The organism is Actinoplanes italicus, from assembly GCF_003001815.1.
Lineage (GTDB): Bacteria > Actinomycetota > Actinomycetes > Mycobacteriales > Micromonosporaceae > Actinoplanes > Actinoplanes italicus.
The window spans coordinates 294,623-319,345 of sequence record NZ_PVMZ01000006.1 but is presented as its reverse complement, the minus strand read 5'-3'; the positions used below and the strand labels follow the sequence as shown (position 1 = coordinate 319,345).

Annotated in this window: 28 protein-coding genes; 21 read left to right on the top strand and 7 right to left on the bottom strand. The window is 70.0% G+C overall.

Annotated features, from left to right (window positions below; genetic code table 11):
• Positions 1 to 59: 59 nt before the first annotated feature.
• Complete coding sequence (gene sigB, locus CLV67_RS17690; RefSeq protein ID WP_106319877.1) at positions 60 to 1,013, bottom strand: RNA polymerase sigma factor SigB; 954 nt, start codon at positions 1,011 to 1,013, stop codon at positions 60 to 62.
• Between the two features lie 269 nt (positions 1,014 to 1,282).
• Between sigB and CLV67_RS17685 the strand changes: the two genes are divergently transcribed.
• Positions 1,283 to 2,071, top strand: coding sequence for a sporulation protein (locus CLV67_RS17685; protein WP_106319634.1), 789 nt, complete (start codon positions 1,283 to 1,285; stop codon positions 2,069 to 2,071).
• A 4-nt stretch (positions 2,072 to 2,075) separates the two neighbouring features.
• On the opposite strand, the gene dtd is transcribed toward CLV67_RS17685, so the two are convergent.
• Both dtd and CLV67_RS17675 read right to left on the bottom strand, forming a co-directional pair.
• Positions 2,076 to 2,495, bottom strand: a complete 420-nt coding sequence (dtd, locus tag CLV67_RS17680; protein WP_106319632.1) for a D-aminoacyl-tRNA deacylase — start codon at positions 2,493 to 2,495, stop codon at positions 2,076 to 2,078.
• Positions 2,496 to 2,511: 16 nt separating this feature from the next.
• Entirely contained in the window at positions 2,512 to 2,733 is a 222-nt protein-coding gene (locus tag CLV67_RS17675; RefSeq protein ID WP_203736848.1) for a hypothetical protein, read from the bottom strand.
• Between the two features lie 251 nt (positions 2,734 to 2,984).
• Here CLV67_RS17675 and CLV67_RS17670 point away from each other — a divergent pair, with 251 nt between their 5' ends.
• The 14 genes from CLV67_RS17670 (at position 2,985) to CLV67_RS17605 (ending at position 15,445) form a co-directional block, all read left to right on the top strand.
• Entirely contained in the window at positions 2,985 to 4,925 is a 1,941-nt protein-coding gene (locus CLV67_RS17670; RefSeq protein WP_106319630.1) for a methyl-accepting chemotaxis protein, read from the top strand.
• Between the two features lie 16 nt (positions 4,926 to 4,941).
• Complete coding sequence (locus CLV67_RS17665) at positions 4,942 to 6,501, top strand: chemotaxis protein CheW (RefSeq protein WP_106319628.1); 1,560 nt, start codon at positions 4,942 to 4,944, stop codon at positions 6,499 to 6,501.
• 12 nt (positions 6,502 to 6,513) lie between these two features.
• Positions 6,514 to 7,575: a chemotaxis-specific protein-glutamate methyltransferase CheB gene (gene cheB / locus CLV67_RS17660; RefSeq protein ID WP_106319626.1), complete on the top strand. Its 1,062-nt coding sequence runs from the start codon at positions 6,514 to 6,516 to the stop codon at positions 7,573 to 7,575.
• 25 nt (positions 7,576 to 7,600) lie between these two features.
• Positions 7,601 to 8,227, top strand: a complete 627-nt coding sequence (locus tag CLV67_RS17655; RefSeq protein WP_106319624.1) for a HEAT repeat domain-containing protein — start codon at positions 7,601 to 7,603, stop codon at positions 8,225 to 8,227.
• Positions 8,224 to 9,090, top strand: a complete 867-nt coding sequence (locus tag CLV67_RS17650) for a CheR family methyltransferase (RefSeq protein WP_106319622.1) — start codon at positions 8,224 to 8,226, stop codon at positions 9,088 to 9,090. The genes CLV67_RS17655 and CLV67_RS17650 overlap by 4 nt, the downstream gene beginning before the upstream one ends.
• On the top strand, positions 9,090 to 9,485 hold the full coding sequence (locus CLV67_RS17645) for a response regulator (RefSeq protein ID WP_106319620.1): 396 nt from the start codon (positions 9,090 to 9,092) through the stop codon (positions 9,483 to 9,485). Before CLV67_RS17650 ends, CLV67_RS17645 begins: the two co-directional genes overlap by 1 nt.
• Positions 9,482 to 11,842, top strand: coding sequence for a chemotaxis protein CheA (locus CLV67_RS17640; RefSeq protein ID WP_106319618.1), 2,361 nt, complete (start codon positions 9,482 to 9,484; stop codon positions 11,840 to 11,842). Before CLV67_RS17645 ends, CLV67_RS17640 begins: the two co-directional genes overlap by 4 nt.
• Positions 11,823 to 12,098: a hypothetical protein gene (locus CLV67_RS17635; RefSeq protein ID WP_239165955.1), complete on the top strand. Its 276-nt coding sequence runs from the start codon at positions 11,823 to 11,825 to the stop codon at positions 12,096 to 12,098. The genes CLV67_RS17640 and CLV67_RS17635 overlap by 20 nt, the downstream gene beginning before the upstream one ends.
• Positions 12,095 to 12,466: a response regulator gene (locus tag CLV67_RS17630; RefSeq protein ID WP_106319616.1), complete on the top strand. Its 372-nt coding sequence runs from the start codon at positions 12,095 to 12,097 to the stop codon at positions 12,464 to 12,466. Before CLV67_RS17635 ends, CLV67_RS17630 begins: the two co-directional genes overlap by 4 nt.
• Before the next feature lie 28 nt (positions 12,467 to 12,494).
• Positions 12,495 to 13,541, top strand: coding sequence for a methyl-accepting chemotaxis protein (locus tag CLV67_RS17625; RefSeq protein ID WP_106319614.1), 1,047 nt, complete (start codon positions 12,495 to 12,497; stop codon positions 13,539 to 13,541).
• A gap of 33 nt (positions 13,542 to 13,574) precedes the next feature.
• The gene (locus CLV67_RS17620) at positions 13,575 to 13,847 is read left to right on the top strand and encodes a hypothetical protein (protein ID WP_106319612.1); all 273 of its coding nucleotides are present in this window, start codon (positions 13,575 to 13,577) and stop codon (positions 13,845 to 13,847) included.
• Positions 13,844 to 14,374, top strand: a complete 531-nt coding sequence (locus tag CLV67_RS17615) for a GAF domain-containing protein (RefSeq protein ID WP_106319610.1) — start codon at positions 13,844 to 13,846, stop codon at positions 14,372 to 14,374. Before CLV67_RS17620 ends, CLV67_RS17615 begins: the two co-directional genes overlap by 4 nt.
• Positions 14,371 to 14,949, top strand: a complete 579-nt coding sequence (locus tag CLV67_RS17610) for an HhH-GPD-type base excision DNA repair protein (protein ID WP_106319608.1) — start codon at positions 14,371 to 14,373, stop codon at positions 14,947 to 14,949. Before CLV67_RS17615 ends, CLV67_RS17610 begins: the two co-directional genes overlap by 4 nt.
• Before the next feature lie 67 nt (positions 14,950 to 15,016).
• Positions 15,017 to 15,445, top strand: coding sequence for a DUF3099 domain-containing protein (locus tag CLV67_RS17605; RefSeq protein ID WP_106319606.1), 429 nt, complete (start codon positions 15,017 to 15,019; stop codon positions 15,443 to 15,445).
• Here CLV67_RS17605 and CLV67_RS17600 read toward each other — a convergent pair.
• Complete coding sequence (locus CLV67_RS17600) at positions 15,383 to 16,264, bottom strand: carbohydrate kinase family protein (RefSeq protein ID WP_106319604.1); 882 nt, start codon at positions 16,262 to 16,264, stop codon at positions 15,383 to 15,385. The two genes, CLV67_RS17605 and CLV67_RS17600, sit on opposite strands and share 63 nt — an antisense overlap.
• Positions 16,261 to 17,211 (bottom strand): pseudouridine-5'-phosphate glycosidase, encoded by a 951-nt coding sequence (locus CLV67_RS17595; protein ID WP_106319602.1) that lies wholly within the window; start codon positions 17,209 to 17,211, stop codon positions 16,261 to 16,263. Before CLV67_RS17595 ends, CLV67_RS17600 begins: the two co-directional genes overlap by 4 nt.
• A 102-nt stretch (positions 17,212 to 17,313) precedes the next feature.
• Between CLV67_RS17595 and CLV67_RS17590 the strand changes: the two genes are divergently transcribed.
• The 6 genes from CLV67_RS17590 to CLV67_RS17565 all read left to right on the top strand — a co-directional run bounded on the left by CLV67_RS17590 (position 17,314) and on the right by CLV67_RS17565 (position 22,478).
• Positions 17,314 to 17,538, top strand: a complete 225-nt coding sequence (locus tag CLV67_RS17590; RefSeq protein WP_203736851.1) for a DUF3039 domain-containing protein — start codon at positions 17,314 to 17,316, stop codon at positions 17,536 to 17,538.
• A gap of 7 nt (positions 17,539 to 17,545) precedes the next feature.
• Positions 17,546 to 18,160, top strand: a complete 615-nt coding sequence (locus CLV67_RS17585) for a trimeric intracellular cation channel family protein (RefSeq protein ID WP_106319598.1) — start codon at positions 17,546 to 17,548, stop codon at positions 18,158 to 18,160.
• Between the two features lie 90 nt (positions 18,161 to 18,250).
• On the top strand, positions 18,251 to 19,981 hold the full coding sequence (locus CLV67_RS17580) for a DEAD/DEAH box helicase (protein WP_106319596.1): 1,731 nt from the start codon (positions 18,251 to 18,253) through the stop codon (positions 19,979 to 19,981).
• 60 nt (positions 19,982 to 20,041) lie between these two features.
• Positions 20,042 to 21,637, top strand: a complete 1,596-nt coding sequence (locus CLV67_RS17575) for a GGDEF domain-containing protein (protein ID WP_106319594.1) — start codon at positions 20,042 to 20,044, stop codon at positions 21,635 to 21,637.
• A 66-nt stretch (positions 21,638 to 21,703) separates the two neighbouring features.
• Positions 21,704 to 22,204 carry a hypothetical protein gene (locus CLV67_RS17570; protein ID WP_106319592.1) on the top strand — a complete coding sequence of 167 codons (501 nt, stop codon included), beginning with the start codon at positions 21,704 to 21,706 and terminating at the stop codon, positions 22,202 to 22,204.
• 43 nt (positions 22,205 to 22,247) lie between these two features.
• The gene (locus CLV67_RS17565) at positions 22,248 to 22,478 is read left to right on the top strand and encodes a helix-turn-helix transcriptional regulator (protein ID WP_106319590.1); all 231 of its coding nucleotides are present in this window, start codon (positions 22,248 to 22,250) and stop codon (positions 22,476 to 22,478) included.
• A gap of 72 nt (positions 22,479 to 22,550) precedes the next feature.
• Here the strand turns inward: CLV67_RS17565 and CLV67_RS17560 are convergent, their stop codons facing one another.
• Both CLV67_RS17560 and CLV67_RS17555 read right to left on the bottom strand, forming a co-directional pair.
• The gene (locus CLV67_RS17560) at positions 22,551 to 22,793 is read right to left on the bottom strand and encodes a DUF7455 domain-containing protein (protein WP_043528951.1); all 243 of its coding nucleotides are present in this window, start codon (positions 22,791 to 22,793) and stop codon (positions 22,551 to 22,553) included.
• Positions 22,794 to 23,040: 247 nt separating this feature from the next.
• Positions 23,041 to 24,591 (bottom strand): RNA polymerase sigma factor, encoded by a 1,551-nt coding sequence (locus tag CLV67_RS17555; RefSeq protein ID WP_106319873.1) that lies wholly within the window; start codon positions 24,589 to 24,591, stop codon positions 23,041 to 23,043.
• Positions 24,592 to 24,723: the final 132 nt, after the last annotated feature.

Below are 24,723 nucleotides of genomic sequence, written 5' to 3'. Positions count from 1 at the left end.
GCAGCGGGCCCCAGACGTCGCAGGCGAGGGCCGGGAGGGCATGCAACCGCGGTGCTGTGTCAGACCGCGTAGGCCTCGAGGCGGGAGGCCCGCTCCGGGTCGCGCAGTTTCAGCATGGTGACCTTCTCGATCTGGCGGATCCGCTCGCGGCTGAGACCGAACTCGCGGCCCACCTCGTCGAGGGTGCGCTGACGGCCGTCGTCCAGGCCGAACCGCAGCCGGATCACCGCCGACTCCCGCTCGCTGAGCGTGGCGAGCACGATCTCCACCTGGCCGCGCAGCTCGCCCTGGGAGTGGCCCTCGCCGGGCACGTTCGGGTCGACCGCGGCGACGAAGTCACCGAGGGCGCTCTCGCCGTCCTCGCCGACCGCCTGGTCCAGGCTGACCGGCTCACGGTCGTACGAGATCAGCTCGATGACCTGGTATTCGGGTACGTCCATCGCCTTGGCGATCTCGGCGATGCTCGGCTCGCGGCCGAGAGTGGCGGCCAGGTCGCGCCGGCAGCGGACCATCCGGTTGACCTGCTCGACCATGTGCACCGGGATGCGGATGGTGCGGGCCTGGTCGGCCATGGCTCGCGTGATGGCCTGACGGATCCACCAGGTGGCGTACGTGGAGAACTTGTAGCCCTTGGTGTAGTCGAACTTCTCGACCGCGCGGATCAGGCCGAGGTTGCCCTCCTGGATCAGGTCCAGGAACGCCATGCCGCGACCGGTGTAGCGCTTCGCGATGCTGACCACGAGGCGCAGGTTCGCCTCGAGCAGGTGGTTCTTCGCGGACTTGCCCTCCGCGGCGATGACGCGCAGCAGAGGCGCCAGGTCGGCCGGGGCCGACCGCAGCTTCTCCTCGGCGTACAGCCCCGCCTCGATGCGCTTGGAGAGCGTCACCTCCTCGACGGCGGTGAGCAGGCGGGTGCGCCCGATTCCGTTCAGGTACGCGCGGACCAGGTCGGCGGAGACGCCGCGCTCGTCCGTGGCGTCCAGGTCGGCCAGCGCCTCGACATCGTCGGTCATGCTGTCCTCAACCGCCTTGGACTCCGACGCCTTCATCTTCAGGACCACTTTTCAGTCCCCTCCCCCGAGTAACGTCTCGTGCGTACCAGCCGCTCCGTGCCGGTGAGGCATAGCTTCGTCCGAGGCGCGTTAAGCGGAGGTGAGGCCAGCGTCCAGGTGGCATGAATCGGGGAGAACCCTGCCGTCGTCAAGCCGACAACCCGGGCGTTCGGAACACCGTCAAGATTTGCCGCAACTCGATAATGTGCTTGGCCCTAGGAGGAGTAAGCGTGGTCTTCAAGCGAATGATGCAAGCGCTCGGCGTCGGTGGCCCGTCGGTCGACACGGTGCTGACCAATCCGAACACCTACCCCGGTGGTTACCTGGAGGGGCAGGTACACGTGGTCGGCGGCGATCACGCGACCGACATCGAGTATGTCGCCGTCGCCCTGCAGACGCGGGTCGAGGTGGAGAGCGGCGACAGCGAGTACCAGTCGAACCAGGAATTCCACAAGCAGCGCCTGACCGGTTCGTTCAGGCTGGAGCCGGGCGTTCGCCACGACATCCCGTTCCGCTTCGAGGTGCCCTGGCAGACCCCCATCACCGATCTGTACGGCCAGCGCCTGCACGGCATGACGATGGGTCTGGCGACCGAGCTGGAGGTGGCCCGCGCCGTCGACAAGTCCGACCTGGACGCCGTCAGCGTGCACCCGCTGCCGGCCCAGGAGCGCATCCTGAACGCGCTGCTCCAGATCGGTTTCCGGTTCAGCAAGGCGGACGTGGAGCAGGGCCGGATCTACGGCGTCGAGCAGCACCTGCCGTTCTACCAGGAGATCGAGTTCTACCCGCCCCCGCAGTACGCGAGCGGCATCAACCAGCTGGAGCTGACGTTCCTGCCCACGCCGCAGAAACTGCAGGTGGTGCTGGAGCTGGACAAGCGCGGCGGCGTCTTCACCGAGGGCCACGACGCGTTCGGCAGCTTCGATGTCGACTACGCGACCGCGGATCAGACCGACTGGGTGTCCCGGCTCGACCAGTGGCTGCGCCAGTCGGCCCAGCGCCGGGGTCTGTTCTTCTAGACCGTCAGAGTTCCAGCAGGACCGTGCACGGTCCGACGTTCACCGATTCCACCAGCATGTGCGCCCGGAAGCGGCCGGTCTCGACGGTCGCTCCCCGGGCGCGCAGCGCTTTCACGTACTCCTCGATCAGCGGCTCGGCGACCTCGGCCGGCGCTGCGGCGCTCCAGCTGGGGCGGCGGCCCTTGCGTGCGTCGCCGTAGAGCGTGAACTGGCTGACCACGAGCAGGGGTGCTCCCAGGTCGGCGGCCGAACGATCGTCCAGGACACGCAGCTCCCAGGTCTTGCGGGCCAGCTCGGCGGCCTTGGCCGGGGTGTCGTCGTGGGTCACCCCGACCAGGACCAGCAGGCCGTCCTCGATCTTGCCGACGACCGCCTCGCCGACGGTCACACTCGCCCGGCTGACGGTCTGCACCAGTGCACGCATGTGTGCACGATAAGGGTCACTCCTCGACGTTCAGGCCACCGGTGCCGGCGTCACCGGTGGTGGTGTTCGCCACGCCGGGGCCGGTGCGCGCCCGGTCCGGGAAGCTGGCCGGACCGGCGGTGCCGCCGGTGGTGGTGAGGATTCCCTCGCCGGCGGGCCCGCCGTTGCGGAGCTCCTCCGGGTCGGTTCCGGCGGGAATCGTGTTCGACAGTTCGCCTTCGGTACGCGGGTCGCTCATCGTCCACCTTCGGAGTTCGTGCGGGATGGTCGGCCCCGCTTTGCCCGTTCACCGACGGGACAAACCCCGGCGTACGGCCATGAACTCCGTCGATATCGCGTCGGCGAGGTTTGTGACGGTGCCAGGATTTGCCTGGTCGGAGGGGGTTCGTCAAGGTTTGGGCTCCGATGGTGAGCGACCGACGTACCCCGATCGTGGCGACCCGACCCTCGTGAGTGCCGGATCGACCGGACCCAGATGGGAGACCACCCATGCCCCTCACCAGCACCGCCGCCGGGCGCGGTACCGACACCTCTCGGGGGCGGCCGCCGGCGCCGGCGCCGTCCGCTGCCAAGCCGGCCCGGGGCGGTGATCCGGACGCGAACCGGCGCCAGGCCCGCTCGGTGGCCAAGCAGCAACAGGCGGCCGAGAGAGTCGCCGCGGCCACCGCCGAGATCTCGGCACAGAACGCCGAGGCCGCCGAGGCGTCCCGGCAATTGTCCGAGGCGATGCAGCAGATCGCGGCCGGAGCCGAGGAGGCGTCGGGCGCGACCCAGCAGAGCCTGGCCGCGATGAACCAGATCGAGGAGCGAGTCGGCGCCCAGGGGCAGACCACTCGCCAGGTCGCCGACCTGAGCCAGCAACTGCAGAACCTGCTCAACGAGACCCGCAACGGGATCAGCAACCTCCTGGCGAACGTGGACAGCGCGTCGAGCCGGCAGACCGAGTCGGTCGCGACCATCACCGAGCTGGAGAAGCAGGCCGACGAGATCGGCGAGATCGTCAAAACGGTCGCGCACATCGCCGACCAGACCAACCTGCTCGCTCTGAACGCCGCTATCGAGGCGGCCCGGGCCCGGCAGCACGGCAAAGGCTTCGCCGTGGTCGCCGACGAGGTCCGCACGCTCGCCGAGACCAGCGAACGCAGCGCCCGGCAGATCCGCGACCTGATCGACGAGGTACGCAACAGCGTCACCGAGATCGCCGGCGCGGTGCAGGCCTCCGCCGAGGCGGCTCGAGGCGAGGTGGAGAAGGGCAAGACGATCACCTCGCAGCTGGAGACGATCCGTGCCGACATGGGCACGATCATGGCCGGGGCGACGGAGATGGCCGCCGTTGCGGAGCAGGCCAAGAAGGCGGCCGGCAGCGCCAAGCAGCGGTCCGAGGAGATCGCCGCGGCGGCCGAGCAGCAGTCCGCCGCATGCGAGGAGTCCCTGCAGACGGTCGCCCAGCAGACCCAGGCCCTGCGGCAGAGCGAGCAGGCCGCTGAGGCGCTGGCCGAGGTCTCCGAGACGCTGCGCAGCAGCACTGACATCGCCAAGAGTGCCGAGGAGGTGGCCTCCGCGGCCGAGGAGCTGTCCGCCGCGGTGGAGGAGATCAACCGGGCCGCGACGCAGATCAACGTCGCGATCAACGAGATCAACGCCGGCGCTCGTACGGCCGCCGAGAAGGGCCAGCAGACGGCCGAGGCGGTGAGCCAGATCGAGCAGGGCGCTCAGCTCTCGTCCGACCGGGGCGGGTCCGCGGTGGAGCGTTCCGATGTGATCCTCGAGCTGCTGGCCTCCAACAAGCAGGCCGTCGACTCGATGATCGAGGCGATCGGCAAGGCCGCCCGAGAGGGTACCGAGAACGTCCGCAAGGTCAGTGAGCTGGAGCAGATCTCCCGCCGGATCGACAAGATCGTGGACGCGATCGCGAACGTCTCGATCCAGACCAACATGCTGGCGGTGAACGGGTCGGTCGAGTCGGCCCGGGCCGGTGAGTTCGGCAAGGGCTTCGCCGTGGTCTCCACCGACATCCGCAATCTTGCTCGGGACTCGGCCGACAACGCCGACCGGATCAAGGACCTGGTCAAGTCGGTGCAGGACCGGATCGTCGAGGTCCGTGCCGACCTCGAGGAGACCAGCCGGTTGTCACTGGCCGAGGTGGAGTCGGCCAAGGCCACCACCGCCCGCCTCGAGGAGATCGAGCGCGACATGCAGCAGGTCCGGGGCGGCAACGAGGAGGTCCGCGAGTCAGCGCTGGCGATCGCTAACACGCTCGGCGAGGTCAAGGTCGGGCTCGAGCAGATCTCATCGTCCGCGAACGAGGCCGAACAACTGGCCGGGCAGGCCTCGTCGGCGGCCCGGGAACAGGCCCAGGGGGCGGAGGAGCTCGCGGCGGCGGTCGAGGAGATCGCCGCGCTCGCCGACGAGCTGCAGAACAACGCCTGAGCGGGACGGGAGCGACATGGACGCGGACACCGATCTCGCCGACGAGGAGTTCGACGAGAACAGCGATTTCGTCACCTTCGACATGGCGGGGGAGCGGTACGCCTTCCCGATGCAGCGGGTCCAGGAGATCATCCGGATGCCGGCCGTGGTGAAGGTGCCGCTCGGGCCGCCCTCGTTGGAGGGCCTGGCCAACCTGCGCGGACGGGTGCTGCCGGTGGTCAGCCTGCGGCGGTGCTGCCAGATGGACCAGACCGGGCACGACGAGACCACCCGGGTGATAATCGTGGACGGGGGAGTGCCGCTCGGCTTCGTCGTCGACCGGGTGTCCAGTGTGATCAGCATCGATCCGAACCAGGTGGAGTCGGCCGAGGCGGTGCAGTCGACGGTCAACTCCGACGTGCTGGTCGGCGTGATCAAGTCCGGCGGTGGCGAGATGACCACCGTCCTGGACGTGGACCGGCTGATCGGCAGCCAGTTCAGCCGGCTCGCGTCGGAGAAGCGGGGGCGGGACGCCTCGGCGGTGTCCCAGGTGTCCGCCGAGAGCGATGCCGACGCCGATCTCGACGACACGCTGGAGCTGGTCAGTTTCGCGGTCGAGGGTCAGGAGTACGCCCTGCCGATCGACCAGGTGCAGGAGATCGTGCAGGCTCCCGAGTCGGTGAGTCACGTGCCGAACGCGGGTAGCCGGGTGCTCGGTGTGATCGACCTGCGCGGCCGGCTGCTGCCGGTGGTGAGCATGCGCCGGGTCTTCGGACTGCCGGTGACCCCGTTGGAGCCGCAGAACCGGATCGTCGTGGTCTCCATCGACGGCGGCGTGGTCGGCGTCGTGATGGACACCGTGCGCGAGGTCTTGCGGGTGCCGCACCAGCTGGTCGCCCCGCTGCCCACGGTGGTGACCGGGGAGGGGCGCAGCACCGAGGTGGAGTCGGTGTGCCGCCTGGAGGACGGCAAGCGGCTGGTCTCGGTGCTGAGCGTGAACCGGATGTTCGACTCGCCCGAGGTACGTGACGAGATCGCCGACTACCGGCGGGAGGACGAGCTGGAGATGGCCGACGAACGCATTGAAAGCGCCGACGACGGGCGGGGCGACGAGGAGCTCTTCGTGGTCTTCCGCCTGGACGACGAGGAGTACGCGGTCGATGTCGACGCGGTGCAGGAGATCATCCGGGTGCCGGAGGCACTGATCCGGGTGCCGAAGTCGTACGACTTCGTGGAGGGCCTGGTAAACCTGCGCGGGACGGTGCTGCCGGTGGTGGACCTGCGGACCCGGCTCGGGCTGGGGCGCACCGAACGCGACGAGCGGCAGCGCATCGTGGTGCTGATCATCGGCGGGGTGCGGACCGGCTTCATCGTGGACTCGGTGGCCGAGGTGGCCCGGGTCGGCCGCAACGTGCTGGAGCCGGCGCCGGAGCTCTCGGCGGAGCAGGCCCGGGTGGTGTCCCGGGTGGCGAACCTGCCGGACCAGCAGCGGATGCTCCTGCTCGTCCAGGTGGACCAGCTGCTAGCCGCGGGCCAGGCCGAGGAGGCCGCGGAACTGTGCGTGACGGTCGCCGACGAGGCGCTCGTCGGGGTCTGATCGGAGTTCGCGGTGCCTACCTCCGTACTCGTGGTCGACGACTCCGCGCTGATGCGACGGGCCATCAAGGGCATCCTCGCCGACGCCGGCGACTTCGAGGTGCACACCGCGCGCAACGGGGTCGACGCCCTGGAACAGATCGGTCGCCTCCAGCCGGACGTGATCACCCTGGACATCAACATGCCGGAGATGGACGGGCTGACCTGCCTCGTGAAGATCATGGAGGAGCAGCCCACCCCGGTCGTGATGGTCTCCTCACTGACCGAGCACAACGCCCTGGTCACCCTGGAGGCGCTGGAGCTCGGTGCGGTGGACTACGTGCCGAAGCCGGGCGGCACGGTGTCGCTGAACATCGACGACGTCTCCAAGGAGCTGATCAACAAGGTCCGCAGTGCCTCGGCGGCGAAGCTGAAGCGGGCCGGCGGGCTGAGCGCCCGGCTCAAGGCGCAGTCCCAGCGGGTGGCGGCCACACCGCCGAAACGCGACATCAGCGCGGTCGGGGCCGTCGACCTGCTCCTGATCGGATCGTCCACCGGCGGACCGGCCCTGCTGTCCGACCTGCTCCCGCAGCTGCCCGCCACGCTGGGCGCGCCCGTGATCGTGGCGCAGCACATCCCGGCCTCGTTCACCGGCGCGCTGTCCCGGCGCCTCGACGAGAGCTGCGCGCTGCGGGTGCACGAGGTGGACCGGATCATGACCGTCAAGCGGGGGAACATCTACATCGGCCGGGGCAACGCCGACGTGGTGGTCGCGCGGCGTACCGACGGCCTGATCGTGAAGAGCGTGCCGGCCGCCGCCGAGTACCGCTGGCATCCGAGCGTGGACCGTCTGGTTGCCTCGGCCCGCCGATACATCGATCCGGAACGGCTGGTGTGCGCGCTGCTCACCGGCATGGGCGACGACGGGGCCACCGAGATGGCCGCGGTCAAGGAGGGCGGCGGCCGGACCATCGCCGAGTCCGAGGAGACGGCGGTGGTGTGGGGCATGCCCGGCGAACTGGCCCGTCGCGGCGGGGCCACCGTCGTGCTGCCCTCGTACGAGATCGCCGACCGGCTGGCCGACTGGGTCCGCTGACTCCTCGAAGGAGAGGTTGAGCACCATGGGACTCGTCCGTAAGCAGGCGCCGCAGGAACCCGAGGAAGTGGCGCCGGAGAAGCCCTCGGTAGAGGAGCTGCTGGGCAGGCTGGGCGATCCCGACGCGGACGAGCGGCGGGAGGCGGCGCTCGGGCTGGGCGGCGTGGTCGAGGCGGTGCCGGCGCTGCTCGCCCGGGTCGGCGTCGAGGAGGAGCCGCGCGTGCTCGAGTCGATCCTCACCACGCTGGCCGCGCACGACACCGACGAGGTGGCCGGAGGACTGGCGGTCCACCTGGCCAGCGACGAGGCAGGGCTGCGCACCGCGGCGGCCGCCGCCCTGGCCACCATGCCGAGGTCGGTGCCGGACGTGCTGCCGAGCCTGCTGGCGGCTCCCGATCACGACGTACGGGTGATGACCGCCATGGTCCTGGCCGACCTGCCGCATCCCGAGGCGCGTACCTGGCTGCTCCGGATGATCTGTGAGGACCCGCATCCGAACGTGGTGACCGGCGCCATCGACGCCCTGCTGCCATCGGCCACCCCGGAGGACGCCCCGGTGCTCCAGGACGCGGTGCTGCGGTTCCCGGACGACCCCTTCCTGCGATTCACGGTGCAGGCGGCGTTGCCCCGTCTGACCGGAACGGTTCAATGACGCCGGCCGCCGCGACCGGGCTGTCCGATGCGGACTTCGCGCGGTTCTGCGAGTACTTCTACAAGCGCACCGGCATCCACTTCACGTCGGGCAAGCGGTACTTCGTGGACAAGCGGATCGACACGTGCATCCGCAACTCCCGCTACGACACGTTCGCGTCCTGGTTCGCCGCACTCCGGACGAACGACAAGGGCGAGATGATGCAGGAGCTGATCAACCAGCTCACCGTCAACGAGACCTACTTCCTGCGCGAGGACTACCAGTTCGACGCGATGCTCAGCACGGTGCTGCCGGACGTGCTGGCGGCCCGCGGCGGTCCGGGCCGGATCGTCGGGCCGGTGAAGATCCTCTCCCTGCCGTGCTCGACCGGCGAGGAGCCGTACTCGATCGCCCTGCGTCTTCTCGAGGAATGGGACCAGATCGACCACGTGGACGTGGAGATCCACGGGGGTGACATCGACAGCGACGTCCTCGCCAAGGCCGCACACGCCAGTTATGGCGATCGATCCCTGCAGCGGGTGCCCAAGCCGTGGCTCAACAAGTACTTCGTGTCGGTCGGCGCCGGGCGTTACCAGGTGGACGAGGGCATCCGCAGCGCGGTGACCCTGCACCGGATCAACATCTGCGACACCCCCGCCATGCGGGCGTTCCGCGACTTCGACGTGATCTTCTGCCGCAACGTGCTCATCTACTTCGACGAGCTGTCCAGCCGCCGGGCGGCGGAGAACCTGTACGGCGCCCTCCGCCCCGGCGGTTACCTGTTCCTCGGCCACTCCGAGTCGATGAGCCGGATCTCGCCGATCTTCACGCCGACCCGCCTGCCGGAGGGCCTCGTGTACCAGCGACCGACCGGAGGCAAGTGATGACCTCGGACACTGCGACCAGAGCCCGGGTGCTCGTCGTCGACGACGCCGCCACCGTGCGGCTCTATCACTCCAGCCTGCTCACCGGCGCCGGCTTCGAGGTGAGCGAGGCGGCGAACGGACTGGAGGCCGTCGAGGCGGCGCTCGTCACCGATTTCGACCTGTTCGTGGTCGACGTCAACATGCCGAAGATGAACGGCTACGCCTGCGTCGAGGCCCTCCGCTCGGAGAACGTCGGCAGCGCTGCCCCGGTCGTGATGATCAGCACCGAGGACCGGCCCGGCGACGCCGACCGGGCGTACCTGGCAGGGGCGAATCTCTACCTCGTCAAACCGGTCAACGGCGATCGGCTCGTACGGGTGGCGACCATGCTGACAGCGGAGGTGGCGGCATGAACCCACTGCTCGCCCAGTTCCTCGCCGAGGCGAACGACCTGCTGGCCCAGGTCGACGAGGGGCTGCTCCAGCTGGAGCGGGTGCCCGGCGATCCGGAGCTCGTGAACGAGGTGTTCCGGGCCGCGCACACGTTCAAGGGCTCGTCCGGCCTGTTCGACTTCCCTGAGCTGACCCGGCTCACCCATGCCGCCGAGGACCTTCTGGACGCGGTACGCGGAGGCCGGCTCACGCTCGACTCGGGCATGACCGACGACCTGCTGGCGGCGTTCGACCTGATCCGGGGCTGGCTGGCGCACGTCACGACACACGAACGGCTTCCCGCCAGCGCCGGCACCGACGCGGCCGGCCTGATCACCAAGCTGCGGGCCCCGCTCGGTGGTGAGGCGGCACCGGCCGCCGCCCGGACCGCGGGTGTCCCGGCACCGGTGATCGACGTGGCGCCGGACTGGCTGGCCTGGCTCGACGCCGAGTGGCTGACCGAGACGGCCGCCTGGCTCGCCACCACGTCCTCCACGCTGCGTTTCGTCTGGTACACGCCGGACACCGACTGCTTCTTCCGGGCCGAGGACCCGCTGCATCTGGTCCGGCAGGTGCCCGCCCTGGAGAAGCTCGGGGTCGTGCAGCCGGAGGCCTGGCCCGCCCCGGAGGACTACGACGAGTACACCTGCATGCTCTCCTTCGTCGTGGTCACCCGCGCCGCGATGGGTGAGCTGAACCATCTGTTCCGCTACGTACCGGACCAGATCGAGATCGTCGAGCTGGACTCGGACGCGATCACCCGGCACCTCAGCGGCGAGCCACCGCTCAGGGCCGAGGAGGCGGTCTCGGTCGTGGTGACCGCGGTGATCGACTCCGAGGTGTCCGCCGACGCCCGTGCCGTGCTGCAGGCCGCACACCGGGCGCTGACGCTCGAGGGCGCGGTGGCCGAGGGCGCCCGGCTCCGGTCGGTACGGCACGCGGTCGCCGCGGCGGCGTGGGCGCTGGGCGTGCCGGTGGATGTGGCCGAGTCCTCCCCGGACGAGCTGATCGCTACGGTGGTCCGGCTCGCCGGTGAGGCCGCGCCGGCACCCGTCGCTCCGATTCCGGCCCAGCTCCAGACCCAGGCGGTCGCGCCGCACGAGGAGAAGGAACCGGTCGGGCGGGCCGACGACCCGGGCGGCCAGGTCGGTACCCGGGTACTCAAGGTCGACCAGGAGAAGGTGGACCGGCTCATGGAGTTGGTCGGCGAGCTGAACGTGGCGAAGAACGGCCTGACCTTCCTCGCCGACGCCGCCGAGGAGGAGTTCGGCAGCCGGGTGCTCAGTCGTCGGATCAAGGACCAGTACGCCGGTCTGCACCGGATCGCCGAGGAACTGCAGGCGGCCGTGATGGACGTCCGGATGCTGCCGCTGTCGGTGGCGTTCGGCCGGTTCCCCCGGCTGGTCCGGGACCTCAGCCGGCGGCTCGGCAAGACCATCGAGCTGGTCACCGAGGGCGAGGACACGATGGCCGACAAGGACGTCATCGAAGCGCTCGGCGACCCGCTGGTGCACCTGGTGCGCAACAGCCTCGACCACGGCATCGAGACGTCCGACGAGCGGATCGCGGCCGGCAAGCACGCGGCGGCCAAGCTGACTCTCGCGGCGGTGGCCGACGGCGACGCGGTGATCGTGGAGGTGTCGGACGACGGGCGGGGTGTCGACCCGGAAAGGGTCAAGCGCAAGGCGTACGAGAAAGGTCTGATCTCCGAGGAAGAGCTCGAGACGCTGACCGAGACCGAGGCGGTCGACCTGGTGTTCCGCCCCGGCTTCTCGACCGCCGACCAGGTTTCGGATCTGTCGGGGCGGGGAGTCGGCATGGACGCCGTCCGGGCCAGCGTGGAGAAGCTCGGCGGCACCGTGACCATGCGTTCCAAGTTCGGTCACGGCACGTCCACCCGGCTACGGCTCCCGCTGTCGATGGCGGTCACCCAGGTGATGGTGTTCAGCGTCGGTGGACAGCGGTTCGGCATCCCGGTGGACCTGGTGGTCGAGACGGTACGCGTCCCGGCCGGCGAGATGAGCCGGGTGCTGCACCAGGAGGTGGTGATGATGCGCGGCGAGGTGGTGCCGGTCATCGACCTGGCCCGTGCCCTGGACATGCCGTCCACCCTCGCCGAGGGCGCCGACCGCCCGATCCTGGTGGTCAGCGTGAACAACCAGCGCGTGGGCCTGCTGGTCGAGCAGTTCCACCGCGAGGTCGACGTGATCCTGAAGCCGATGGAGGGCCTGCTCGCGTACGCCGACGAGTTCTCCGGCACGGCGCTGCTCGGCGACGGCCTGGTCCTGCTGGTGCTCAACATGAAGGAGGTGCTCGGCCTTGCCGCTCGAGTTGCATGACGAGACCGCGAACCTGGTCGGTGTGGTGACCGTCGACGAGGTCGAACAGCTGGCCGGCTGGCTGCGTGCGGCCAAGCGGCCGAAGGTCTCCCTGCGCCGTTGCAACCATCTGCACACCGGCGCACTCCAGGCCCTGCTTCTTTTCCGTCCGAAGATTTCTTCAGCACCGAATGACGCCTTCCTGGCGGCTCAGGTGCTGCCGCTGCTCACCGGGAGCAGCGGCCCAGCCAACAAGCAGGGAAGCGATCCTCCATGACCACTGTGATGCTCGTCGACGACTCCGCCACCATGCTCATGAGCCTGAAGGCCATCCTGACCAAGGCGGGTTACGCCGTGGAGACCGCCGGCCACGGCAAGGAGGCGCTCGACAAGCTCGGCAAGGGCGTCAAGCCGAACCTGATCATCAGCGACGTGAACATGCCGCAGATGGACGGGATCACGTTCGCCCGCGAGGCCCGCAAGGCCCCCGGTATGCGTTTCACCCCGATCCTCATGCTGACCACCGAGTCGGAGGCGACCAAGCGCGCCGAGGCGAAGGCTGCCGGGGCCACCGGCTGGCTGGTCAAGCCGGTCGGCCCGGACCAGCTCCTCGGTGTGATCAAGCAGGTTCTGCCCGGGGCCTGAGCCCCAGACCGGCGAAACGGAGGTCTCCATGCCAAGTCTTCTTCGCAGACTCTCGCCGGCGACGGCCGCGCCGGAGGAACAGTCCGTGCGCCCGGACGCCGTGGCCACCGCCCTGGATCCGGTTCCCGCGTACTGCGACGTGGTCGACGGCCACGTCCACGACGTCATCGCGCAGACCGATGAGGCCGCGACCGCGATCATCCAGCAGCTGGTGAAGGTGGACTCCCTGGCGGAGGTGATGGCCGGCGACGTGGCGCAGCTCGCCGGCACCCTCGGCCGGACCGAGACCGAGCTGAGCCAGGTCAGTTCCAGCAACGACCAGCTGGTGGGCCGCCTCATCTCGTACTTCCTGCACCGTGACCAACAGATCCGGGCGCTGGTCGATCAGATGCGGGAGCTCGACCAGCACGTCAAGCAGATCGAGGAGGTCAGCCGGGCCACCAACATCCTCGCGTTGAACGCGATGATCGAGGCGGTCCGGGCCGGTGAGGCGGGCGAGGGCTTCTCCGTCGTCGCCGACGAGGTCCGCAAGCTGGCCCACCGGTCGGCCGAGGCCGCGCACGGCATCGGTTCGAGCATCGGCGACCTGACCGCCAGGCTGGACGCGGTCCTCTCCGACGACAGCCAGTTCGACCGGGAGCAGGAGATCCCGCAGACGAACGAGGAGACGGCGATGACCCGCCGGCTCGGCGGCATCGCGAACGCTCAACGGGAGATGTCGGAGCTGGTCGCCGGCATCCTCAAGGACACCGTGAACGCCGCGGACCAGGTGCAGCGCAGTTCGGCCGCGCTGACCACGGAGACGACCGGCGCCGTCGGGCACGTCCAGTTCCAGGACATCACCCGGCAGATGCTGGAGCACGTGGCGGAGGCGGTCGTCGACGTCCGCCGGCAGTCGGAGGACGTCGTGGCGTACGCCCGCGGCGGCCTCACCGAGGAGGAACTCATGTCACGGGTGATCAGCGTGGAGGCTCTCCGCGCCAAACACGTGATGTCCCGGCAGCGGAGCACCCACGCCGCGCAGACGGGTGGCCCCGCCCACGCGGACGCCGAACCCCTCATCGAACTGTTCTGACCGTCGTTGCGAATCCAGCGAGAGGCACAGCCCATGGCCCGCGTCGAGAATCACGGCCACGATCGGCCGACCGAGCAGGACGCCGTGAAGGCCCTCGCGGACCTCGTCGGCCCGCAGATGGCCGAGGGCCTGTGGAACCTGTCGGTGCAGGCGCTCGGCCTGCGTCGGCCGGTCAGCACCTCGGCCGAGCTGCGCCGGGTCGCCGAACACGTCATGGAGGTGGGCGAGCTGAGCCGGGTGGCCGGGCGCTCCCTCAAGGTCCGGATCATCACCTACGAGGCTCTGGCGCGGACGGTCAGAGCGTGACGCTTGGCACCTACTACCCGGAGCTGTCCGATCGGCGGCGGCTCCTCGCCCTCGCCCGTGCCGGGGTGGATCTGCAGATCGAGCGGCCGTACCTCACCGAGATCGTGGAATCCGTCACGGACCGGATGGACACGCCGTTCGCCGTGATCAGCGTCCTGCTCGACGGCGCGCAGGTCTTCCTCGCCGGGGTCGGCCCGATCCCGGCGTGGATCGGCGAGGCGGGCGGTACTCCCATCGAGTGGGCGTTCTGCCTGCCGATGCTGAGGTCCCGCGCGGGCTGGTTCGTCGGTGACTTCGCCACCGAGCCGGACCATCGGGAGAATCCGCTGGTCACGGTCGAGGGCGTGCGGTCCTACATCGCGGCTCCGCTGATCATGAGCAACGGGCACGTGGTCGGCGGGCTCTGCGGCCTGGACGTACGGCCCCGCGAGTTCGGCGAAGGCCAGCTGTGCGTTCTGCAGGATCTCGCGGACGAGGCGGTCCGCCGCATCGAAGCCCGGGCCGAGCCTGACATCATGGAGCCGTGACGTTCTCCCTGCCGGTGCCCGCCGAAGCCAACGACCTGCTCAACCGGGACCCGCTCGCCGTGACCCTCGGCATCGTGCTGGACCAGCAGATCACGCTCGAGAAGGCGTTCACGTCGCCGTGGGTGCTGGCGCAGCGGCTCGGCCACGAGCCCACCGCCGTCGAGCTCGCCGAGTTCGACCCCGAGGCGCTGGTCGCGATCTTCTCGGAGCCGCCGGCGCTGCACCGCTTCCCGAAGGCGATGGCGGCCCGGGTGCAGGAGGTCTGCCGGGTGATCGCCGACGAGTACGACGGTGACGCCGCGGGCCTGTGGCGTGGCGTGGCGAACGGCGCCGAGCTCTACAAGCGGATCTTCGCGCTGCCCGGGTTCGGCAAGCAGAAGGCGCAGATCTTCGTGGCGCTGCTCGGCAAGCTCTACGACGTCCGGCCGGACGGCTGGCGTGAGGCGGCCGGCGGCTACGGCGAGGAGGGCTCCTACAGGTCGGTGGCCGACATCGTCGACGCCGAGTCCCTGGGGCGGGTCCGGGCGTACAAGAAGCAGGTCAAGGCTGAGGCGAAGGCTGCGAAAGAGTCCTGAGTCCGCGCCCCGGTGGGCATGACGGCCCGTCCGGTGGGAGGATGACGGGGTCGATCGGAGACCTCGCGTGAAGAAACACCCGGAGCGTCCGGTGTTGATCACCGACGCCGCTCGCAGCCAGGACGATCAACTCCGCAGCCGCCAGATCCGCTACGTCTCGATGATGAGCGTCCGTGCCGGATGCCTCATCCTCGGCGGGATCCTGATCAGCGCCCAGGTGCCGTGGTTACCCCTCTGGCTGGGCCTCTGTGCCCTCGGCATGGTGCTGTTGCCGTGGATGGCGGTGCTGATCGCGAACGATCGGCCTCCCAAGAGCAAGGAGGAGCGGGCCGCCGACGCGGCCGCCCGCGAGGACGTGCGCCGGTCTCTGGAGCAGCCGGCACCCGAGCCCGACTACATCACCATCGACGCCGAGATCGTCGAGGAACCGAAGCTAGGCCGGGCGGGCGCCGATCCGGGAGACGGCCGCGGCGCCCAGCGCGCTCCCGGCCTCTAACGCTGCCGCCGGCCCGGCGCCGGAACACCATGCGGTGAGCAGGCCGGCGGCGAAGGCGTCACCGGCGCCGGTCGGATCCTTCAGCGGTACGGCACGCGCCGCCACCGACCACACCTTTCCGTCCCGGCCGGCCCACACCGCCCCGGCGGCGCCCTGCTTGACCACGGCGTTGCGCACGTGCGCGGTCAGCCGGCCCGCCTGCCCGGCCGCACCGCCCGGACCGGCCAGCACGTCGGCCTCGTCCGCGTTGCACAGGAGCACGTCGGTCTCCCGTACCCAATCCAGGAAGGCCCCGGCCCCGGCGTCCCGCAACGGGGCCGCCGACGCCGCGTCGACGCTCACCGTGAGTCCCCTCGAGGAAGCGGCCGTGAGGGCCGCCAGGCCCGCCGGACGGGATCCGGCGTGCAGCAGGGGATAGCCGGAGAGGTGCAGATGGCTCCCGGCCGGCGCATCGGCGATCGCCGCGGTGACGTGGCCGGGATCGAGGAGCAGCGACGCGCCCCGATCGGTGATCATCGTGCGCTCGGCCACCCCCGTGAGCACCACCACGCTGCCGGTCGCGACACCCGGGAGGATCTGTACCGCACAGCGCACCCCGGCCGCCGTGAGCTCGGCCACCCGGTCCCGGCCGGCCTGGTCGTCGCCGACCGCCGCGATCAGGGTCACCTCGTGACCCGCGTGGGCCAGCCAGGCCGCCGTGTTCGCGCCCTGACCGCCCCCGGCGACCCGGATCGCCGCGTCCGTGTCCGAGCCGGCCCGGATCTCTCCGTCGTGCTCGACCAGGACGTCGGTGACCAGGTCGCCGACGACGAGGATCATGCCGGTACGGCGAAGCCGACCGGTGCCGCCGAGCCGTCGGTCGCGGCCACCGCGATCTTCGCGGCGAGGGCGGCGTTGCGCAGGATGATCCGGATGTTGACCGCCAGGCTCCTGCCCTCGGTGCTGGAGTGGAAGTGACCGAGCAGGAACGGGGTTACCGCCTTGCCGCTGATGTTCTGCTCGGCCAGCAGGTTCAGCCCGGTGGCCAGGGTCCGGTCGTGCAGCGCCGGGTCCAGCTGCTCGTCGGCCGGCAGCGGGTTGGCCAGCACCAGCGCGCTCTCGGCGACACCCTGGTCGTCGCGGGCCCGGATGAAGTCGGCGACCTGCTCCGGCGAGTCCAGCTGCCAGTCGAGGTCGAAGCCGCCGTCGGTGATGAAGAAGCCCGGGAACCGGTGGGTACGGTAACCGGCCACCGAGACGCCGAGGGTCTCCAGGCGCTCCAGGGTGGCGCCGACGTCCAGGATCGACTTCACCCCGGCGCAGACCACCACGATCGGCGTCCGGGCCAGCGCGGTCAGGTCGGCCGACTCGTCGTATGTGACGTTCGCCTCGCGGTGCACGCCGCCCAGCCCGCCGGTGGCGAACACGCCGATGCCCGCGGCTGCCGCGATGGCGCTGGTGGCGGCGACCGTGGTCGCCCCGTCGGCGCGCCGGGCCGCCGCGATCGCCAGGTCCCGGATCGAGAGCTTGGCCACCGCCTCGGCGGACGCCAGCCGCTGGACCTGGGCGTCCTCCAGCCCGACGATCACCTCGCCGTCGATCATGCCGATCGTGGCCGGGACCGCACCGTTGTCCCGGACGGCCTGCTCGATCTCGCCCGCCACCCGGATGTTGTCGGGGTGCGGCAGCCCGTGCGAGATGATCGTGCTCTCCAGGGCCACCACCGGCCGGCCGTCCCGGCGGGCACGAAGCACATGCTCGCCGTATCGAATCGCGAAGTCAGTCACGGGATCTACGCTACGGCGCTCACCGGCTGCGTTGTCGTTGGACCGGTCAGGCGTGAGGTGTCAGACTTGACGGCTGGAGCTTGGCTTACCTCAGAAGGGCAGATACCTGTGAGCACCCAGATCCTGGAGCGTCCGGAGCTTAAGGACGCCGACACCGGTCCCGAGATGTTCCACTACGTGCGCAAGGAGAAGATCGCCGAGAGTGCCGTCATGGGCACCTTCGTGATCGCTCTCTGCGGCGAGACCTTCCCGGTGACCAAGTCGCCGAAACCCGGATCACCGGTGTGCCCGCAGTGCAAGGAGGTCTACGAAGCCATGAAGGCCTGATCAAGTCGTGACGGGCGGATACCCGCTGCTCGTCGCGGATCTGATCGGTGTGGCGGTGTTCGCCGCCTCGGGTGCCTCGGCCGGCGTCGCGAAACGACTCGATCTGTTCGGTGTCGCGTTCGTCGGCTTCGCGGCCGCGCTCGGTGGTGGCATCCTGCGTGACGTCGTGATCGGCGCGGTCCCCCCGCTGGCCTTCGCCGACTGGCGGTATGCGATGACCGCGGTGGCCGCATCGGTGGCGGCCTTCTGGCTGCACCCGGCGCTGCACCGGGTGCGGCGGACCGTGCTCGTGCTCGACGCCGCCGGCCTCGGCCTGTTCACCGTGACCGGCACGCTGAAGGCGCTCGAAGCGGGCGTGCCGGCGGTCGGCGCCTGTCTCGTGGGGATGCTCACAGCCATCGGCGGAGGCGTGATCCGTGACCTGCTCACCGGCGAGATCCCGGTGGTGCTTCAGAAGGAGATCTACGCGGTCGTCGCCCTCGGCGGCGCCGTGCTGGTGGCTGTCCTGCACCGGCTCGAACAGACCGGGGTGGCGCCGCTCGTGGCCGCCGCCGTGCTGATGACCGGGCTGCGGATCCTGGCGCTCTATCGCCGGTGGTCGGCTCCGGTAGCGGTGCCGTGAAGCCGTCCGGCAACGTTCCACGGCTATGCTGGACCGCGCCTCCGCGCCCTGCCCGCGGAGGTTTTTCCGTGGAGAAGGGATCATCGCAGCTTGAGCCCGCCTGTGCCGAACCTGGAGAGTTTTCCGCCGCTGCGGGACTGGCAGCGAAGGGCGATGGTGACGTACCTCCGTCGCCGTTCCGAGGACTTCATGGCCGTGGCCACGCCCGGCGCCGGCAAGACCACGTTCGCCCTGAGGATCGCCGCCGAGATGCTCGCCGACGGCACCTGCGACGCGGTCACCGTCGTCTGCCCCACCGAGCACCTGAAGACCCAGTGGTCGCTCGCCGCGGCCCGGGTGGGCATCCAGCTCGACCCGAAGTTCCGCAACTCGGACGTGCACTCGTCGCGTGACTTCCACGGCGCCGTCCTGACCTATGCCCAGGTCGGCATGGCGCCGGCCGTACACAAGCGGCGCACCCTGTCGCGCCGCACGTTCGTCATCCTCGACGAGATCCACCACGCCGGTGACTCGCGGACCTGGGGTGACGGGGTCAAGGACGCGTTCGAGCCCGCCGAGCGGCGCCTGCTGCTCACCGGGACGCCGTTCCGGTCCGACGAGAACCCGATCCCGTTCGTGAGCTACGAGCGCGGTCAGGACGGCATTCAACGATCAAAGGCCGATTCGGTGTACGGCTACGCCGACGCCCTCAAGGATCGCGTCGTGCGGCCCGTGCTGTTCATGGCGTACTCGGGCGAGACCCGCTGGCGCACCAACGCCGGTGACGAACTGGCCGCCCGCCTGGGTGAGCCGATGACCAAGGACCTGATCGCGCAGGCCTGGCGTACCGCCCTGGACCACCGCGGCGACTGGATGCCACAGGTGATGCGCGCCGCCGACGCCCGCCTGTCGAAGATCCGCGATCACGGCATGCCGGACGCGGGCGGCCTGGTCATCGCGAGTGACCAGCAGTCCGCCCGGGCGTACGCGAAACTCCTGCACGAGCTGACCGGCGAGCCGGCGACCGTGGTCCTCTCCGACGACGAGGGCGCCTCCGGCCGGATCGCCGAGTTCGCCGCCTCCCAGAAGCGCTGGATGGTCGCCGTCCGGATGGTGTCCGAGGGCGTCGACATCCCGCGCCTGGCCGTCGGCGTCTACGCCACCAGTGCCTCCACCCCGCTCTACTTCGCCCAGGCGATCGGTCGTTTCGTGCGGTCCCGTGTCCCCGGCGAGACCGCCACCGTGTTCCTGCCCAGCGTCCCGCACCTGCTGGGGCTGGCCAGCGAGATGGAGGCCCAGCGCAACCACGTGCTCGGCGCGCCGAAGGAGAAGGACGGCCTCGACGACGAGCTGCTGGAGCGGGCGCAGAAGAGCGAGGACGCGATCGGCGAGCTCGACAAGATGTTCGAGGCGCTGTCGGCCACGGCCGAGCTGGATCAGGTCATCTACGAGGGCACGTCGTTCGGCACGGGGGCGCGCACCGGCACCGCCGAGGAGGCGGACTATCTGGGCCTGCCCGGGCTGCTCACCCCGGACCAGGTGACCACCCTGCTCAACAAGCGCCAGGCGGACCAGATGGCGGCGCACAAACGCCGGCTCGCGGAGCAGCCGAAGGACGAGGAGCCCGCCCGCCCCGAGCCGGTCGTGCCGATGAGTGCGGGGGAGCGGCGCAACAGCCTGCGCCGTCAGCTCAACACCCTCGTCGCGGCGCACCATCACCGGACCAATCTTCCGCACGGCAAGATTCACGCTGAGCTGCGACGGATCTGCGGCGGGCCGCCGAGTGCGCAGGCGACGATCGAGCAACTGGAAGAGAGGATCGCTACGATCCAGACGTTCTGAGCTTCCGGATTCCCTCTACTCGGCCGCCCCAGCGCCGATAGGGCGCCGGGGAGGGGACCGATGCGGGAGATCACACGAGAGGCGGCACGCCTGCTCGAGCGGGCGCAGATCGGCGAGGCCGACGCCGCCCGGGAACGGGCTGAAGAGGTGCTCCGGTCTGCCTCCGGTGATCTTGCCGACGGCCCTGCTTGCATGCATTTCGTCCGGATGGTCACGTTCATCGCGAAGAACGACCCGGCCGGTGCGATCGAGGCCGCGGAGCTCATGCTGCCGGCGGCCGAACGTGAGGGCAGTGCCGGCTGGCGGGCCAGCGCGCTGGCCACCCGTGCCTGGCAGCGCTTGCGTCTGGGGCAGAAGGATCCGTCCCAGAACGACGTGGACCGGGTCCTGCGCGACCTGGTGTCCGCCGAGGCGTTCGCGGCCGAGGAGCGGGAGCCGATCGCCGCGGTGAACTCGCTCGTGGCGGTCGCCATCGGCTACTGGGAGCTGCGCCTGTACGAGCTGGCCGCCCCGCAGTTCCTGATGGCGTACGAGATGAGCCGGGCCGACGACGAGCAGAACGGCAACCGGGCCATGTGGCTGCTCAACCTGGCCGAGATGCACCTCTGCTGGGCTCTGGAGCTCTACCAGATCTCTCACGAGGACGAGGCTGAGGCGCACACCGCCGAGGCCGAGCGGTACGCCCTGCGGGCCGCTGAGGAGGTCGGCGGCGACGACGCGGACGCCTGGCGGGAGAACGCGCTGCTCTACGCCGCCTGCTCGCGGGCGGACCGGCACGATCCCGCCGGTGCCGCGTCCGACATCGGGATCTACCTGACGCGGCTCGAGGAGCGCGGTTTCATGGCGACCCCTACCACCCTCAGCAAACCGTTCTACGCGGTCGCCCTGAGCCGCTCGGGCCGTCCGGAGGAGGCTCTGAGGGTGATGGCCGACGCCGTCCAGGATCTTCCGCCCGACGCCGACTGGCTGGCCGCGGCGAGCACCCACCGGACCAGGGCGGTGCTGATGGCCAAACTCGGCTCGCGGGACGCCGAGTCGACCCTGGCGTACGGCGACACGCTGGCCGCCGGACTATGGCGCCAGCGGCTGAACACCCTGCACGCGGCCCGGAGCCTGCACGACCTGGAGACCCTGCGCCTGCAGCACGAGCAGATGGCCCGTGCGGCCGAGCTGGACGCGCTGACCGGGATCCCGAACCGGCGTGCTTTCGACCACGCCCTGGAGCGGGCCGGCGCCGCGCCGGACGCCGCCTGCCACCGGATCGCGGTGCTGCTCATCGACACGGACAAGTTCAAGGAGATCAACGACACCCGCGGCCACACGGCCGGGGACACGGCGCTGCGTGCCATCGCGGACGCGCTGGTGGCGCAGATCGGTTCGGACGACATGGTGGCCCGGCTGGGTGGCGACGAGTTCGCGGCGCTGCTGGAGGGCTGCGAGGAGGAGGAGGCCGCCGAGATCGCCGACCGCATGGTCGAGGCGGTCCGGGCGATCCCGGACTGCCCGGCCACGGTCAGCATCGGGATCGCGGTCGTTTCCGCCGACGACCTGCCGACCGCGCTGGACCGGGCCGACGAGGTCATGTACCAGGTGAAACGCGGTGGTGGCGACGGAGTCCTGGTGTGTCGCGACGAGGAGACCGTGCTGGCCGCCTGACGATGTCAAAGAAACTTGACGTTAAGAGGACTTGACGTCAAGTATCCTTAACATCATGCTGGGATCATGACGACGACGGTTCTCGATCGCATTGTCCGGTGGCACCTCGACTTCGACGGCGACATGTACGGCGCCGACGAGCGCGACCGCCTGAGGTGGTATGAGGCGATGACCGTGGCCGCGTCCGTGCAGTGGACCGCGGTCCCGTGGGCCGCCGCCGTCCTGGTCTGGGTGCTCGGGGAGCCGGCCGTGCTGCCGCTGTCCGTGATGATGGCGGTGCTCGCCGTCCCGATGGTGCTCACGACGTTCTACCTGCATCACCGGCAGGTCGACACCGACCCCCGTTCGTGGACCCGCAAGCGGATCGTCCTGGCCGTGCTCGGCACCGCGCCGTGGGTGCTGTTCTTCGTCGGCGCCGCCTACCACGCCGCCGGCCCGTCCTCGACCGTCTGGCAGAGCACGGCCGTCGGCGGCGTGCTCGGCGGTGTGGCCGGGGTGATCGCCTCGGCGATCCGGGCCCGTCGCCGCCGCATGCTGGAAGACTCCCTCGTCGAGGACGACGAGTGAGCGGCGGGCGACCGATGATCGGCAACTACGAGTGGCTGGCCTGATGGCACCGGCGGGCCCGGTCCGGGCGGCGGAGGCCGACGGGACCGTGGGCGAGCGGATCCGGGCCGCCCGCCGGGCCGCCAAGTTCACCCAGCAGACGCTCGCGGCCGAGGTGCAGGTCAGCCGGCAGACGATCATCGCGATGGAGACCGGCGACTACGCGCCCTCGGTGTACCTCGCGGTGAAGGTGGCCAGGGCGCTGGGCACCACGGTCGAGGAGCTGTGGGGCTGAGGCGGACGGCAGAAAGGGCGCTCCCGGTGGGGGCGCCCTTTCTTGTTCGTCTTGTTCGGGGGACCGCTGCTGCTAGTTGCTGGAGTTCGACATCATGTCCGCGCCGCGCCAGGTGAACTCGGGATCGGCCTTGAACTGCACCGCGATCTTCACCAGGTCCGGGGCGTACCGGTTGGCGTGGTGGCCACAGAAAACCAGTTCACTGCCACCCGCCAGGGTCAAACGGAGCTTCCCGGCTGCATTGCAGCGGTCGCACCGTTCATCGGCTGCGGGGCCGGCCACACTTCCGGCCGGCGGCGTGAGGGTCGGGGTCATCGCCTTCCTCCTCTGTTCGTCACCGATGAACATGTTCCTCGGCTACTGCTCACACATCGTGCAACACCCTGCACCGTTGCAGCCTTCCCAATGTGCCCCGGGGGGACCGAGGTCACACCGTTGGTTCTAGCTAGTGTGCCGTGATCCAAGGGTGCCACGTCAACGATCACTTCTGCACAACGGTCTGATCACCACCCGTTGATGTACGGGTGGTGACCAATCCGACACTGAATGTTGACCAAAAGACCTAGTCGAGGTAGTCGCGGAGGACCTGGGACCGCGACGGGTGCCGCAGCTTCGACATGGTCTTGGACTCGATCTGCCGGATCCGCTCACGGGTGACCCCGTAAACCTGGCCGATCTCGTCCAGCGTCCGCGGCTGGCCGTCGGTCAGGCCGAACCGCAGCCGGACCACACCCGCCTCACGCTCGGAGAGCGTCTGCAGCACCTGCTGGAGCTGGTCCTGCAACAGCGAGAACGACACCGCGTCGACCGCGACGACCGCCTCGGAGTCCTCGATGAAGTCACCGAGCTGGCTGTCGCCCTCGTCGCCGATGGTCTGGTCGAGCGAGATGGGCTCCCGGGCGTACTGCTGGATCTCCAGCACCTTCTCCGGGGTGATGTCCATCTCCTTGGCCAGCTCCTCCGGGGTGGGCTCGCGGCCCAGGTCCTGGAGCAGCTCACGCTGGATGCGGCCGAGCTTGTTGATGACCTCGACCATGTGCACCGGGATGCGGATGGTGCGGGCCTGGTCGGCCATGGCTCGCGTGATGGCCTGACGGATCCACCAGGTGGCGTACGTGGAGAACTTGTAGCCCTTGGTGTAGTCGAACTTCTCGACCGCGCGGATCAGGCCGAGGTTGCCCTCCTGGATCAGGTCCAGGAACGCCATGCCGCGACCGGTGTAGCGCTTGGCCAGCGATACCACGAGCCGCAGGTTGGCCTCGAGCAGGTGATTCTTGGCCCGCTCGCCGTCCCGGTTGATCCACTTGAGGTCGCGCTCGAAGTTGCGCTCGAGCGACTCCTCGCCCTCGTCGGCGGCACGCAGCCGCTCGGCGGCGTAGAGGCCGGCCTCGATCCGCTTGGCGAGCTCGACCTCTTGCTCCGCGTTGAGCAGCGGAACCTTGCCGATCTGCTTGAGGTAGGCGCGGACCGAGTCGGCCGAGGCGGTCAGCTCCGCGTCGCGGCGGGCCTGCTTGAGAGCCTCGGACTCCTCGTCGTCCCACTCGAAGTCGCCGTCGGTGGCCGAGCTGGCGGCGTCGGTGGCGGCCGCCGCGACCATGGCGGGCGCCTCCTCGATCACCACGTCGTCGACCGCGGCGGCGAGCTCCGCGGGATCGATCTCCTCGCCGGGGCCATCCTCGCCCGGCTTGCCGGGCACGGCCTTCTTGGCGGGGACGGCGGCCTTCGCTGCGGCGGCCTTGCGGACCGGCGCGGCCTTCTTGGCCGGAGCAGTCGCGGCGTCGCCGCCCACGGCCGGCGCGGCCTGCTTCGGCGCGGGTGCGGCCTTCTTGGCCGGTGCCGTCTTGGCGGTGGTCGCCCGGGACGCCGGAGTGGTGGAGCGGGCCGCGGCGACCTTGGGCCGGCGGGTGCTGGCGGAACCGTCGACCACGACGGTGATGCCGGCATCGACCAGCCCGCGCAGGATCTTCTTGGCCTGCGCCGGGTTGACCGCAGCGGACTCGAGCGTGTGCGCGACCTGGGCCGAAGTGAGTTGCCCGCCCGCACCCTGGGCATGGGTGATCAAGGCCTCGGTGAGAGAGCGAACGTCGGCACCGTTCTGGTGGGCTTCTGTCACGAACAGACCTTCCGGAGGCATGAGGTTGGGCACGGCCATGGTCCAGCGCAGCACGCGGGGGCGAGTGTCGCCGGAGTCGGTTTGTGGGGGCCCCCGGCTCGCGGACCGTCCCGGTGGCGTGTCCGTGAAGCG